The following is a 12,381-nucleotide window of genomic DNA, read 5'->3' as shown; positions in this document are numbered from 1 at the left end:
GTCCCGTATTTGCACGATGATTTTAAAAGCATAATAAAATCAATGGCTTGTTTATTTGGTATTATAATACCCTATGTTTTTGTGGTGCTTTTAACGCGGTGGGATTGAATAAGTCGCTGTTGCATGAGCAACCAGTTCGCCAGTCGCGCCATCGGTCAGGCTGATATCGAGGACGGCGAGGCGTTTTCCAAGCTTCAGAAGTTGCGCGACAGCTTCCACCGCGCCGGGTGAGGGCTTGCGCAGGAAATTGATGTTGAGATTGGTGGTCACCGCCAGCGCGACCGGGCCGATATGCGCCAGAATAGCCGCATAGGCAGCAACATCGGCCAGGGCGAATAGCGCAGGGCCGGAAACCGTGCCGCCGGGACGCAGATGTTGCTCGTCGGCGTGAAGGCGCATCGTGGTGGAACCTTCATCAATCGCAACAATCTCGAAACTCGTACCAAGCTGCGGAAACTCACGCTTCATGAAAGTGCGCAAGTTGTCGATATCCATCACCGGAGCCAGACTTGTGTGTCTTGTCATATTGATATTCATCCAGTCCTCCCAATCTTTATAGGAATAGAAGCGTGGACCCTTGTGTTGCAAGCGGCATCCTGTCGTGCGAACGATAAATACGGTCGCGCAGTTGAGACTGGTGAGGTAAGAACATGAACAATCCGTCTGGCGACCAAATTCGCAACATTCTCCAATCCGTCAAAACAATTGCGCTTCTTGGTGCCTCCCCGAAGCCAGAGCGCCCAAGCAATGGCGTGATGGAGTTTCTGCTCTCCAAGGGCTACCGCGTCATTCCCGTCAATCCGGGGCAGGTCGGCAAGGAAATTCACGGCCAGCGCGTCGTGGCGCGTCTGGCCGATATTGAAGAGCAGATCGACATGGTCGATGTGTTTCGTGAGCCTTATTCGCTGCCGGGTATTGTGGATGAAATCCTCGCCATGAAGCAGCGTCCATCCGTTTTGTGGACGCAGCTCGGCGTTGTTCATGAAGAAGCTGGCAAGCGTGCCGAAGAAGCAGGGCTCACCGTCATCATGGATCGTTGTCCCGCGATAGAATACCCGCGCTTGATCGGATAGCGTATGAAGCGGGAATAAAATTCCGCGCTTTGATATCAGTCGAAAAATTCCTCCTTTGCTTTCTTTTTGGCAGAGCCTAACGTCCGCTCTCAAAGAGTGGCATTCGTTATCAGGAGGAATAGATGTCCAAACGCTCACCCGGCATAGAAACACTGGCCGTTCACGCAGGCGCAAAGCCTGATCCGACAACGGGCGCGCGTGCAACGCCAATCTATCAGACGACGTCGTTCGTGTTCGAAGATGCGGATCATGCGGCTTCCCTGTTCGGGCTACAGGCGTTCGGCAATATTTATACACGTATTACCAATCCGACGACGGCGGTGCTGGAAGAGCGCATCGCAGCGCTTGAAGGCGGCACCGCAGCTGTCGCAACGGCATCGGGGCATGCCGCGCAGCTGCTCGTTTTCCATACGCTTTTGCAGCCCGGCGATAATTTCGTCGCTGCGCGCCAGCTTTACGGCGGGTCGATAAACCAGTTCGGTCAGTCGTTCAAATCCTTCGGCTGGCAGGTGCGCTGGGCCGACGCCAGCAATCCGACCGACTTTGCCAAGCAGATCGATGGCAAGACGCGCGCAATCTTCATTGAAAGCTTTGCCAATCCGGGCGGCATAGTCGTGGATATCGAAGCGATTGCCGAAATCGCCCACAAGCATGGCCTGCCTTTGATCGTAGACAATACGCTTGCTTCGCCCTATCTCGTGCGCCCGATCGAACACGGCGCGGATATTGTCGTGCATTCGCTGACCAAGTTCATTGGCGGCCATGGTAATTCCATGGGCGGCATCCTCATCGACGGCGGAACCTTCGACTGGGCGAAGTCGGGCAATTATCCGCTTCTGACCGAACCGCGTCCAGATTATGCTGGTCTGGAATTGCATAAGACCTTCGGCAATATCTCCTTTGCCATTGCGGCCCGCGTGCTTGGCCTGCGCGATTTCGGCCCGGCGATTTCGCCATTCAACGCCTTCCAGATTCTGACCGGTGTGGAAACTCTGCCGTTGCGCATGCAGCGCCATTGCGACAATGCACAGAAGGTTGCCTCCTGGCTGCATGGTCATGAGAAGGTATCATGGGTGAACTATGCTGGTCTGCCACATGACAAATATCATGCGCTTCAGCAGAAATATTCGCCGAAGGGCGCAGGCTCGGTTTTCACCTTCGGTCTCAAGGGCGGCTATGATGCGGGCGTGAAATTCGTGGATAGCCTCGACCTGTTCTCGCTGCTGGCCAATATAGGCGACACGCGTTCGCTCGTGATTCATCCGGCCTCGACCACACATCGGCAGCTGAGCGACGAGCAGAAAGTGGCGGCTGGCGCTGGTCCGGATGTCGTGCGTCTGTCTATCGGCATCGAGGATGCCGATGATATCATAGCGGATATCGAACAGGCTCTCGCCAAGGTCTGACCGGATGAGCCGGTTTCTCGACTTCGACCTGACCGGCATTGAACCGGAAGAGGGCGCTCCGCTGCCGGAGCGCGTTCTCGCTGGTAATCCAAAATTCCGGACATGGAATCTGGAAGAAAATGCCGATGGCACGCTCTTTGCCGGCATATGGGAAAGCACGCCCGGAAAATGGCGGATCGAATATGACGAATGGGAGTTCTGTCATATTCTCTCCGGTCGCTCGATCTTGAGCGAGGAGGGCGGATCGAGCCGTGAAGTTTCAGCGGGCGACAGTTTCGTTATCCGGCCCGGTTTCAAGGGCAGCTGGGACGTGCTGGAAACAACCCGCAAGGAATATGTGATCAAGCTCTGAAAAAAGAAAAGGCTGCGAATTTCGCAGCCTTTTTGATTCTCGACCTACCGCGGCTCATTGCCTCGCGGTCTGATATAGGCGCGGGGCCTGTTGCTGCTCGAAGGTCTTGCTTCCGGGCGTGGTTGCGATGGGCGCTCGGCTTGCGGTGGACGCGGACGCTCACCTTGCGGCGGGCGCGGTCGGTCCGGTCTGTTGTAATTCGGGCGACGATCCCGATCACGATAACGGTAATCGCGATAGCGTGAATCCCGATAATAACGCGGGTAATTGCGATAATAGCGTCCGCTATCATAGACAACGCCGGTGCCGATATAGCTGCCCTGCACATAGTAAGGGTCGTAGTAGCCGCCGCCGCTGCCATAATAGCCTTCGGACACGCACGCGGTGAGCGTCAGTCCGGATATGCCTATGCCAACGGCGATCAGAAGTGATTTTAATGACATGGCCTTCGCTCCTTCAAAGCTCGAACGCTGTACATCGCTGAATGTTGCAGCATTTGGCAAACATTCTTTCGACGAACATTATGCAGAAACGGCGTGAAGCGGCAAAATCACTAAAGATTACGGTGTGATAGCTGATTTCCGCAATTTGAGCATGGGCCTTCTACCCATACCGATCATCAGACATTCTATATCTGACGAATTTTTAAAGAATGAGACAGAAAATATATCAAATTGAGGAATTGAATAACGGGTGCATGAAATTTAAAGCGCGTTCAAAAAGTGCAGGGTGCCGGGCACCCCTGCACTTTTGAAGAAGATTGAATTAGTTGCCTGTTCCAGCGCCGGTGATAGCAGTGGAGATCGCCGTAAACTGGGTGCGAATGCTCGTTCCGAGTAACTGTGTTGCGCCGATGATCACGACTGCGATTAGAGCGGCGATGAGGCCGTATTCGATAGCGGTTGCGCCGGATTCATTTTTGCGAAAACGCGAGAAAAGCTTGGACATGGTGTTGCTCCTGAGACTCTGCTTTTATTAGCTGGTCGTCTTGACCTGGAGCCAAATTACACGGGCAATTCTTTTTGCGCTCTTAAGTTGCATGGTAAACAGAAGATAAGCGCTTTGTATGATTAATAAATTGCTGAAATATACCCAAGCATTGGGGCTGAACGATCGTTTCCGACGCACAAGGCCAAAAAAACAAAACCCCGCCTGAGCGGGGTTCTTTTCGCTTATCCAGCGGCGCTTACTTTGGGAGCTGCGCACCGGCCTGCTTCACAGCGTCTGCCATGGTCTGGCACAATTTTTCTTCCGAAACATTCTGCGCCTTCGCGCTGGTGGCCAGATCCTGTTCCATACCCATGACGGAAACCTTGCCCTGCTTGCCGGTTTCTTCGGCAGCTTCGGCCTTCGACGTATCGGCGGGAGGAGGGATCAAGCCAAGCATTTTGTTCTGGATTTCGATGGCTGCATCGTCGGTATAGCCCTTGTCCTTGCAATAGGTCAGCACGCCGAGCTGATTGCGGGCTGCACTATAGGCCATTTCCATCTGCTCTGGCGTCGCCTGCGCGAGGGCTGCTGTGAGATTTGCACCGAGAAAGAGGCCGGTCAAAGAAACGCGAATGACATTACGCATTATAATTCTTCTCCATGTTCCAAATACATTGCGAGATAATGCGATTTCCCCACGGGGAAAATTCAAGAAAGATTAATTAGTGAAATGTGATAAAATAGAATTAGTTTCTTCTGATTTTTAAATCCGCGTCATATTTGTGCGTGAGAAGCCAACGGCAGCTGTGCTTTTATCGAATGCCCTATCTTACGTGGCATTAGCAGCGCCAGCCCGATCCCCTTGAAAACAACTCTACCGTCCGCTCAGCTGCCGATAGTTTGGGGTGTTCATGGCGCATCGAATTTGTTCATTTTGGAAAAATGGTCGAAACTGTGCGAATTGCCAAAATTTGCTCTTGCGCTTGTCGCACGAATTGCCTAAACGGCTCTCACGCGACTGACAAATCAGTCGGGCGATTAGCTCAGTTGGTAGAGCGCTTCGTTTACACCGAAGATGTCGGGAGTTCGAGTCTCTCATCGCCCACCATTTTATCTCTCTGAAAATATTGCAAGATAAGCACAGACAACCCTCATTTGGCTGCCGGTTTGTGACGATTAATGCGCCAAGCCGCTAAAACGACTATGGCGGGACAATGCCCGCCATAATCTCCTATAACTCTGATGATGCTAGCGGCGCTCGATCAATGCAAGCCGCCGACGCCCAGGTGTTCTTCAACTGCGTGATGATCTGACGCCAGTTGTTCGGACGTGCCCGACCATGCAATGCGGCCACGCTCCAGAATGATAACGTGATCGGCGAAGTCTAGCGCGCTCTGGATCCGTTGTTCGACGAGCAGGATTGTCATGTCGCCTTTTTTGCGCCAGTGTCGAGAATGCTGCCATCAGCTCTTCGCAAATGACCGGTGCGAGGCCTTCAAGCGGCTCGTCCAGCAGCAGCACCGTCGGCTTGCCGAGAATGCTGCGCGCCGTTGAAAGCATCTGCTGCTCGCCGCCGGAAAGCTGCGAGCCGAGGTTACGCCTGCGCTCCTTCAGGCGGGGGAACATTGCATAGGCTTCCTCAAGCGCGTCCTTTGGTCGTTTTTTCAAGCCGACGAACAGGTTTTCTTCCACCGTCAGCGTGGGGAACACATCGCGGGTCTGCGGTACATAGCCAAGACCGGCAAGCGCACGGGCAGCTGACGGCAGTGTCGCGATATTCTGGCCGCCGAGCAGGATTTCGCCGCCATAGCGCCGGGTTTGTCCGGCGATGGTCGCAAAGAGGCTGGTCTTGCCAACGCCGTTGCGCCCCAATATGGCCAGCCGTGAGCCGGGTTCGGCTTTGAACGACACATCTTCAATGACCCGTGTAGGACCATAACCGGACGAAAGATTGCGGATTTCAAGCGAGGCTGCACTCATTGCGCATAGCTCCCCAGATAGGCTTCACGGACGCGGGCGTCCTGGACGACATCTTGCGGCAGGCCGTCGAAAATCACTGTTCCGGCGGCAAGCACGATGACGCGTTTTGCAAAGCGGAAAACGAGGTCCATATCGTGCTCGATCATCAAAACGGCGAGATCGGCTGGCAGGCGGTCGAGCGCTTCTTCGATGCGGCCCGTATCGCTTTGCGGCACACCGGCGGCGGGTTCGTCCAGCAACAGCACCTTTGGACGTAGCGCCAGTGCCAGCGCGATCTCCAGCAGTCGTTGCTGGCCATAAGCGATCTGGCTGACGCGCAGCTGACTGAGCGGCAGCAGGCCGAGCGTGTCGAGAATACCGCGCACCTCATCCATCACGCCCGGCATTTTATGATAATCGCCGAGAATGCGGCCCGTCTTGCCTTCTCGCTGCAAAACGGCGAGCGCGACATGTTCTTCCGGCGTCATGTCGAAGAAGAGCCGCGTGACCTGGAATGAGCGCACCAGACCGCGCCGGACGCGCTGCATGGCGTTGAGTTTCGAGACATTCTCGCCGCCCAGCGTCACTGTGCCGGAGGTGGCGGGAAGGTTTCCCGTCACGAGATTGACGAATGTGGTCTTGCCTGCGCCGTTCGGTCCGATCAGGGCAACACGGTCGCCCTTGGCCATGCTGAGCGAGACATCGTTCGTGACGGCAAGACCACCGAAATTCTTGCGCAGTTTTGAGACTTCAAACACGGTGCTCATGGGTTGTGCGCCTTCCGCTTCTCGAAATAATTGACAGCGGTGCCATAAAGGCCACGCGGGGCGAACAGCACCACGAGGATCAGCAATGCGCCAACCATGGTGAGCCAGTGGAACGGATTGGCGGCAGAAACCAGATCTTCGAACCACATGAAGACGACGGTGCCGATCAGACCGCCAAACAAAGTACCCGTGCCGCCCAGAACCAGCATGACCAGCGCTTCCGCCGACATGGTGAAGCTGAGGCTGTCGAGACCCACGACCTGCGTTGAAATGGCGTTCAGCGCGCCGCCGATACCGGCAATGGCGCCGGAAATGACATACATGCGAAGCTGCGCCGAATGAACCGAAGCACCCATGGCGTGGATACGGATCGGATCTTCCTTCACGCCCCGGCAAAGCATGCCGAAAGGCGACCGCACGACATAGCGCAGGAAAATGAACGACACGATCAACAGGATGACACCGAAAATATAGGCGGTCTGTCCATAAAGATCGAATTCGAACATGCCGAAGATCGGATCGGGCGAAATGCCGCTCAGGCCATCGCTGCCGCCGGTCCAGTTGGATGCCTTGTTGGCCGCTTCGTGGAAAAGATGCACCACGGCAATCGACAATACGAGCTGCGCCAATCCATGGGCGCGCAAGATGACGAAGCCGGAAACCAGTCCGGTGACGGCACCAGCGGCGAGGCCGATCAGCGTCATGAGCAGCGGGTCGGTCACGCCGAAATGCGCTGCGGCAATGCCCGCGCCATAAGCGCCAGCGCCGAACAAGGCTGCATGGCCGAGCGTTGCGATGCCGCAATAGCCGGTGACGAGATCGAGCGAGAGTACGAGAAGCGCGATGGCGATGATGCGTGTCAGAAGCGCCAGATTGTCGGGGAACAGGAACCAGCCGACGATGCTGGCCACGATGATGGCGATGACGCCAATCAGGCCCGCATAGGAATTGCGGTTTTGGGGGAGAGTTTGCGACATGTCGGTCATTTCTTGGCCAACCTTCCGGCAAGGCCGCGTGGAAACAGGGTAACGATCACGATCACCGCCAGATAGAAGAAGAATTCGCCATATTCTGGCGCGAGATAGCGTCCCGTCGTGTCGATAGCGCCGAGCAGCAGACAGGCGATAAGAGCGCCCGGGATGGAGCCAGCGCCGCCGACGGAAACGACCACAAGAAACGTCACCATATAGCGCAGCGCGTAATAGGGCTCGACGGGCAGCAGTTCAGCACCGACGACACCGCCGAATGCGGCAAGGCCGATAGCGAGCGCAAAGCTGATCGCATAGACGATTTCGGTCCGAACGCCGAGCGCGGCAGCCATATTGGCGTTATCGACAGCAGCGCGAAGTTTGACGCCGAAGGCGGTGCGTTCAACGATGTACCAGAGGCCGATTGCAACGGCGAGGCCACAGCCGATGGCGAAAACGCGATGCTTGGCGATGGCGCGGAAGCCGAGATCAATCGAGCCGCGCAGCATTTCCGGCAGTGGGATGGTCTTCAGCGTCGGGCCGAAAATATAGTTTGTCAGACCGATGATGCAGAATGTGATGCCGATGGTCATCAGAACCTGCGTCAGCTCCGGTGCGCCATAGATGCGGCGATAGAGCAGGCGCTCCACCGGAACAGCGATAATCATCGTGCCGATAACGGCAATGATGATGGCAAAACCGTAATTGAGGCCAAGCTGATGCGCGGCGTAAGACGCGAAATAGCCGCCGATCATCGCAAAGGCGCCATGCGCCAGATTGACGACGCGCATCAGGCCCATGGTGACCGAAAGGCCGATAGAGATGACGAAAAGCACCATGCCATAGGCGAGGGCATCGACAGCAATGCTGAGCACAGTCTGCATTGAGTAATCCTATTGGAGCATTTCCGGCAAAAGTGCATAGCGGTTTTGCGTAGGATAATGCGTAAAACAAAGAGATAGAGCGGTTCCATGATTCCGTTCTAGCTGGAACGCTCTAGATCGATTCTCTGGCCGGAGGCGGAGAGAAAGTCGCTCCCGGAACGTTCCGGGAGCGCAAGTGCCTCATATCCCTTGGAATATAAGGCGGGCTGAACCGTGAAGCAGGTGAATTACTTGGCCTTGAGGCCCGGATCGCCCTGCTTTTCGAAGGTCTGGATTTCCTTGTTGTAATAGGTGCCGTCTTCCGCCTTGGCGACTTCACGCAGATAGATATTCTGCGTCAGGTGACGGCTTTCCGGATCGATGGAAACCGGGCCGCGCGGGCTGATCCATTCCATGCCCTTGACGGCTTCCACAGCCTTTTCCGCATCCTTCTTGCCGCCGGTTGCTTCGATCATCTTGTAGATGACATGCATGCCGTCATAGGCGCTGACAGACGGGAAGGACAATTCAGCTGGGTTGCCGATGGCCTTGCCCGCTTCTTCGACGAACTTCTTGTTTTCCGGAGAATCGTGCGAAATCGCATAATGGAAGGTCGTCAGCACGCCAAGCGCCGTTTCGCCAAGGGCGGGAAGATCGGATTCCTGCGTCAGGTCGCCCGGCGCAAAAAGCTGTACGCCGTCTTTCTTGAGGCCGTTATCGACATAGGCTTTCATGAAACCGAGCGTGGTGGGACCGGACGGTAGAAAGGCGAAAACGCCTTGCGCACCGGAATCCTTGATGCGCTGCATGATCGGGCTGAAATCATTGGTGGCAAGCGGCATGCGGATGGCTTCCACCACTTCACCGCCAGCTTCCGTAAAAGCGGCTTTGAAAGCATTTTCCGCATCGACGCCCGGACCGTAATCGCTCACCACCGAGATGACCTTCTTCACGCCCTTGTCGATTGCCACTTTGGCAATAGGGGTTGAGGTCTGCCAGGTCGTGAACGATGTGCGCACCACATAGGGGCTCTTGGTCACGATTGCGGACGTGGCGGCATTCATCACCACCATCGGCACATTGCCCTGCTTCAAGATCGGCGTGACGGCCATGGCGTCAGGCGTGAAATAGAAGCCTGCCAGATATTGCACGCCTTCCTTGACGACGAGTTCCTGCGCCAGTGCCTTGGACTGCGCGGGATCGGCCTGCGGTACATCGCGATAAACGACTTCCACCGTGTCTTCGCCGACCTTGTTGCCGTGTTCGGCCATATAGGCGTCGATACCGGCCTTGAAATTCTTGCCCTGAATGGCAAACGGTCCCGAAAACGGACCGATAACGCCAACCTTGACCACATCGGCATAAGCCGCGGATGCGGTGAGCGACAATACCGCCAGCGCGGTGAGTGCAATTTTCTTCATGTCTTCCTCCCGGTTGCCCAACATTCCTGCGCCTGACCGTCTCAGTATCGCATGGAATGTCCTATTTTAGAGCGCGTTTCGATCTGTTTGCATTAGATCGGCGCGTCCCAACTTTTGCCTAACGCGCATCTTTCCGAAAACCGTCTCCACACTTTTCGGGTTGCGCTCTAGAATGTCGATCTGACTGTTTATGTAAAATGATATTGTCTGCCGAAATCATAACTCATTGGTTATGTTAGTGTCCAAATAAGAAATGATTCAACACCGCTGCGCACAGACTTTCTTTCAAGGATTTAAGTCCGATATTTCCTCGCATTCAAGCCCGACGCGCACCGATAGGCACGATGGCGCGCCACTTAAGTACAAAGCAGCGCGCCGTATGTGTGATTGCTTATGTTTAGAACGGCAATCCTACATAGTTTTCCGCCAGCGCGGTCGATGCCGCGTGAGAATGGCTGATATAGTCAAGCTCCGCCTCCTGAACCTTCTGATCGAAAGCTTCCATGTCAGGAAAGCGATGCAGCATTTTCGTCATCGACCAGGAAAAGCGCTCCGCTTTCCAAATGCGCGCCAGTGCTTTGGCCGAATAGGCATCCACGCCCGCTGCAGAATTTTCGAGATAGAACTCGCGCAAGCCCTCAAAAAGATAGTGGACATCGCTGGCCGCCAGATTGAGGCCCTTCGCGCCGGTCGGCGGAACGATATGGGCGGCATCGCCGACGAGGAACAGTTTTCCGAAACGCATCGGCTCGGCAACGAAGGAGCGAAGCGGCGCTATCGACTTTTCGAAAGAGGGGCCTGTCACCAGAGCTTCCGCATGGTTCACGGGCAGACGACGGCGCAATTCGTCATAGAAGCGGTCGTCGCTCCAATCCTCGATCTTTTCGTCCAGCGAGCACTGCAGATAATAGCGGCTGCGGGTTTCCGACCGCATTGAGCACAGCGCGAAACCGCGTTCGTGATTGGCGTAGATAAGTTCGTGATCGACCGGCGGAATATCCGCCAGAACGCCAAGCCATCCGAAAGGATAGACCTTTTCGAAATTGGTGATGGCCTTTTCGGGCACCGATTTGCGGCTGATGCCGTGATAGCCATCACAACCGGCGATGAAGTCGCAATCGATCCGGTGCGTGACGCCATCTTTTTCGTAGGTGACGTAAGGCGATGCGCCGTCAAAATCATGCGGCGTAACATTCGCGGCTTCATAAATGCCGACAGTGCCGGATTTGTGCCGCTCATCCATCAAGTCTTGCGTCAGTTCCGTCTGACCATAGACGGTCACGCGCTTGCCGGTGAGGGTGTGAAGATCGATGCGGTGATCACGACCGTCGAAGGCAAGCGAGAAACCGTCATGCGGCAGGCCTTCGCGGTGCAGGCGCTCGGCGGCGCCGGCTTCTTCCATCAGGCGAACGGTGCCTTCTTCGAGCACCCCGGCGCGTACGCGGCCCAGAATATAATTTTCGCTGGCGCGGTCGAGAATGACATTGTCGATACCGGCGCGCGTCAAGAGTTGTCCGAGCAGCAAGCCGGACGGACCCGAACCAATAATGGCGACTTTAGTGCGCATGATTTCCTCCCAACGCAACGATGCCCCTTATTTTTTGGAATCGTTGCAAACTGGCAATGGATTCTTGCTGCAATTAATTGTACAAATCGAACACAATCTGCAGGAGAGAATGATGCGCGTCGATGTTCCAACCTATGAACTCTATGGGGAAGGGACCGATAAAAAGCCCGATTTCTGGCTACATTGTGAGACGCTGTATTCCAGATCCAGCCTGTATCAGTTTGAAATATCGCTGCATCGTCACGAGAATTTCTTTCAATTCCTGTACATTCAGGATGGCGCAGGCAATGCCAGTTTCAACGGCGTGATTCACAGTTTTCGCACGCCATGCGCTATTCTTGTGCCGCCCGGATTCAACCATGGGTTTTCGTTCTCACGCGATATCAATGGGCACATCATCACGATATTGCGCCCGCATATGCCCTTTGTCTGCGACCGCCGCGGTGGGGCGTTCGGAGCCTGGTTGAATGAGCCGAGACTTGTGGCGATGGAAGATGCCGCGCTGGAGGATCGTGAACTGGCAGCCTCGACCGTCAATCGGATACAGGTCGAGTTCTATTCCAGAAAGCCATATAAAAACAGCATATTGGAGTCCATGCTCAAGACGATGATTGTGCTGGTGTCACGTCATGGATTGAGTGGGTCACTTGATGAGACCGGGCGCCCTGACTATAGCGATGCGCGCGTGGAAAAATTTCTGGAACTAATCGAACGGCATTTTCGCGAGCATCGCCCGGTGGCGTTTTATGCCAATCAACTCGGCCTGTCTCCAACCCATCTCAACCGGCTGGTGCGGCGGCTTACCGGCGAGACGACACAACATATGATTGCGCATAAGCTGATCGAGGTGGCCAAGCACGATTTGATCGCCATACCGTCGTCAGTCCAGCATATTGCCTATTCACTCGGCTTTGCGGACCCGGCCTATTTTTCGCGTTTCTTCCAGAATTTCACAGGCGAAACGCCCCGCAGCTTTCGCTTGCGCGAACGTGCGCGCCTTGAGGAATCCGTCCATGGAAACTGACTTGGACTTTTGAGACCGGCGCCCTTTTACGCTCTAATGATGAGACGCAGA

At 55.3% G+C, this 12,381-nt stretch carries 13 protein-coding genes, 1 tRNA gene and 1 pseudogene; 5 read left to right on the top strand and 10 right to left on the bottom strand.

Features of this window, described 5'->3' with window-relative positions; all coding sequences use genetic code 11:
* Positions 1 to 90: 90 nt before the first annotated feature.
* Positions 91 to 537, bottom strand: coding sequence for a PaaI family thioesterase (locus QLQ11_RS04315; RefSeq protein ID WP_283735814.1), 447 nt, complete (start codon positions 535 to 537; stop codon positions 91 to 93).
* A 113-nt stretch (positions 538 to 650) separates the two neighbouring features.
* Here QLQ11_RS04315 and QLQ11_RS04310 point away from each other — a divergent pair, with 113 nt between their 5' ends.
* The 3 genes from QLQ11_RS04310 to QLQ11_RS04300 all read left to right on the top strand — a co-directional run bounded on the left by QLQ11_RS04310 (position 651) and on the right by QLQ11_RS04300 (position 2,831).
* Entirely contained in the window at positions 651 to 1,073 is a 423-nt protein-coding gene (locus QLQ11_RS04310; protein WP_283735815.1) for a CoA-binding protein, read from the top strand.
* A 122-nt stretch (positions 1,074 to 1,195) separates the two neighbouring features.
* Positions 1,196 to 2,479, top strand: a complete 1,284-nt coding sequence (locus QLQ11_RS04305) for an O-acetylhomoserine aminocarboxypropyltransferase (protein ID WP_109368754.1) — start codon at positions 1,196 to 1,198, stop codon at positions 2,477 to 2,479.
* A 4-nt stretch (positions 2,480 to 2,483) separates the two neighbouring features.
* A complete protein-coding gene (locus QLQ11_RS04300; RefSeq protein ID WP_283735816.1) occupies positions 2,484 to 2,831 on the top strand; it encodes a cupin domain-containing protein in 348 nt (115 codons plus the stop codon).
* A 44-nt stretch (positions 2,832 to 2,875) separates the two neighbouring features.
* Here the strand turns inward: QLQ11_RS04300 and QLQ11_RS04295 are convergent, their stop codons facing one another.
* From QLQ11_RS04295 to QLQ11_RS04285, 3 genes are all read right to left on the bottom strand, one after another.
* The gene (locus QLQ11_RS04295) at positions 2,876 to 3,274 is read right to left on the bottom strand and encodes a hypothetical protein (RefSeq protein ID WP_371835919.1); all 399 of its coding nucleotides are present in this window, start codon (positions 3,272 to 3,274) and stop codon (positions 2,876 to 2,878) included.
* A gap of 322 nt (positions 3,275 to 3,596) precedes the next feature.
* A complete protein-coding gene (locus QLQ11_RS04290; RefSeq protein ID WP_121535787.1) occupies positions 3,597 to 3,779 on the bottom strand; it encodes a Flp family type IVb pilin in 183 nt (60 codons plus the stop codon).
* Between the two features lie 238 nt (positions 3,780 to 4,017).
* Positions 4,018 to 4,407: a pore-forming ESAT-6 family protein gene (locus QLQ11_RS04285; RefSeq protein ID WP_140024779.1), complete on the bottom strand. Its 390-nt coding sequence runs from the start codon at positions 4,405 to 4,407 to the stop codon at positions 4,018 to 4,020.
* A gap of 386 nt (positions 4,408 to 4,793) precedes the next feature.
* On the opposite strand from QLQ11_RS04285, the gene QLQ11_RS04280 reads away from it, so the two are divergent.
* Positions 4,794 to 4,869, top strand: a tRNA-Val gene (locus QLQ11_RS04280).
* Between the two features lie 154 nt (positions 4,870 to 5,023).
* On the opposite strand, the pseudogene QLQ11_RS04275 reads toward QLQ11_RS04280, so the two are convergent.
* From QLQ11_RS04275 to pobA, 6 genes and pseudogenes are all read right to left on the bottom strand, one after another.
* Positions 5,024 to 5,741: pseudogene (locus QLQ11_RS04275) on the bottom strand (ABC transporter ATP-binding protein).
* Positions 5,738 to 6,487, bottom strand: coding sequence for an ABC transporter ATP-binding protein (locus tag QLQ11_RS04270; RefSeq protein ID WP_283735818.1), 750 nt, complete (start codon positions 6,485 to 6,487; stop codon positions 5,738 to 5,740). The pseudogene QLQ11_RS04275 and the gene QLQ11_RS04270 overlap by 4 nt, the downstream one beginning before the upstream one ends.
* On the bottom strand, positions 6,484 to 7,473 hold the full coding sequence (locus tag QLQ11_RS04265) for a branched-chain amino acid ABC transporter permease (RefSeq protein WP_283735819.1): 990 nt from the start codon (positions 7,471 to 7,473) through the stop codon (positions 6,484 to 6,486). Before QLQ11_RS04265 ends, QLQ11_RS04270 begins: the two co-directional genes overlap by 4 nt.
* Positions 7,470 to 8,339 carry a branched-chain amino acid ABC transporter permease gene (locus QLQ11_RS04260; protein ID WP_109368789.1) on the bottom strand — a complete coding sequence of 290 codons (870 nt, stop codon included), beginning with the start codon at positions 8,337 to 8,339 and terminating at the stop codon, positions 7,470 to 7,472. The genes QLQ11_RS04265 and QLQ11_RS04260 overlap by 4 nt, the downstream gene beginning before the upstream one ends.
* A gap of 227 nt (positions 8,340 to 8,566) precedes the next feature.
* Positions 8,567 to 9,739, bottom strand: coding sequence for an ABC transporter substrate-binding protein (locus QLQ11_RS04255; protein WP_124915632.1), 1,173 nt, complete (start codon positions 9,737 to 9,739; stop codon positions 8,567 to 8,569).
* A gap of 397 nt (positions 9,740 to 10,136) precedes the next feature.
* On the bottom strand, positions 10,137 to 11,306 hold the full coding sequence (gene pobA, locus QLQ11_RS04250; protein ID WP_109368791.1) for a 4-hydroxybenzoate 3-monooxygenase: 1,170 nt from the start codon (positions 11,304 to 11,306) through the stop codon (positions 10,137 to 10,139).
* A gap of 112 nt (positions 11,307 to 11,418) precedes the next feature.
* On the opposite strand from pobA, the gene QLQ11_RS04245 reads away from it, so the two are divergent.
* Positions 11,419 to 12,330, top strand: coding sequence for a helix-turn-helix domain-containing protein (locus tag QLQ11_RS04245; protein WP_283736119.1), 912 nt, complete (start codon positions 11,419 to 11,421; stop codon positions 12,328 to 12,330).
* Positions 12,331 to 12,381: the final 51 nt, after the last annotated feature.

Source organism: Ochrobactrum sp. SSR (assembly GCF_030067775.1).
GTDB classification, from domain to species: domain Bacteria; phylum Pseudomonadota; class Alphaproteobacteria; order Rhizobiales; family Rhizobiaceae; genus Brucella; species Brucella teleogrylli.
This window is presented reverse-complemented; position numbering and strand designations above follow the sequence as displayed.

Coding starts and splice junctions, on each gene's coding strand:
- QLQ11_RS04305 (WP_109368754.1), top strand. CDS start 1,196: ATGTCCAAACGCTCACCCGGCATAGAAACACTGGCCGTTCACGCAGGC.
- QLQ11_RS04285 (WP_140024779.1), bottom strand. CDS start 4,407: ATGCGTAATGTCATTCGCGTTTCTTTGACCGGCCTCTTTCTCGGTGCA.
- pobA (WP_109368791.1), bottom strand. CDS start 11,306: ATGCGCACTAAAGTCGCCATTATTGGTTCGGGTCCGTCCGGCTTGCTG.
- QLQ11_RS04265 (WP_283735819.1), bottom strand. CDS start 7,473: ATGACCGACATGTCGCAAACTCTCCCCCAAAACCGCAATTCCTATGCG.
- QLQ11_RS04310 (WP_283735815.1), top strand. CDS start 651: ATGAACAATCCGTCTGGCGACCAAATTCGCAACATTCTCCAATCCGTC.
- QLQ11_RS04270 (WP_283735818.1), bottom strand. CDS start 6,487: ATGAGCACCGTGTTTGAAGTCTCAAAACTGCGCAAGAATTTCGGTGGT.
- QLQ11_RS04260 (WP_109368789.1), bottom strand. CDS start 8,339: ATGCAGACTGTGCTCAGCATTGCTGTCGATGCCCTCGCCTATGGCATG.
- QLQ11_RS04295 (WP_371835919.1), bottom strand. CDS start 3,274: ATGTCATTAAAATCACTTCTGATCGCCGTTGGCATAGGCATATCCGGA.
- QLQ11_RS04255 (WP_124915632.1), bottom strand. CDS start 9,739: ATGAAGAAAATTGCACTCACCGCGCTGGCGGTATTGTCGCTCACCGCA.
- QLQ11_RS04290 (WP_121535787.1), bottom strand. CDS start 3,779: ATGTCCAAGCTTTTCTCGCGTTTTCGCAAAAATGAATCCGGCGCAACC.
- QLQ11_RS04245 (WP_283736119.1), top strand. CDS start 11,419: ATGCGCGTCGATGTTCCAACCTATGAACTCTATGGGGAAGGGACCGAT.
- QLQ11_RS04300 (WP_283735816.1), top strand. CDS start 2,484: ATGAGCCGGTTTCTCGACTTCGACCTGACCGGCATTGAACCGGAAGAG.
- QLQ11_RS04315 (WP_283735814.1), bottom strand. CDS start 537: ATGAATATCAATATGACAAGACACACAAGTCTGGCTCCGGTGATGGAT.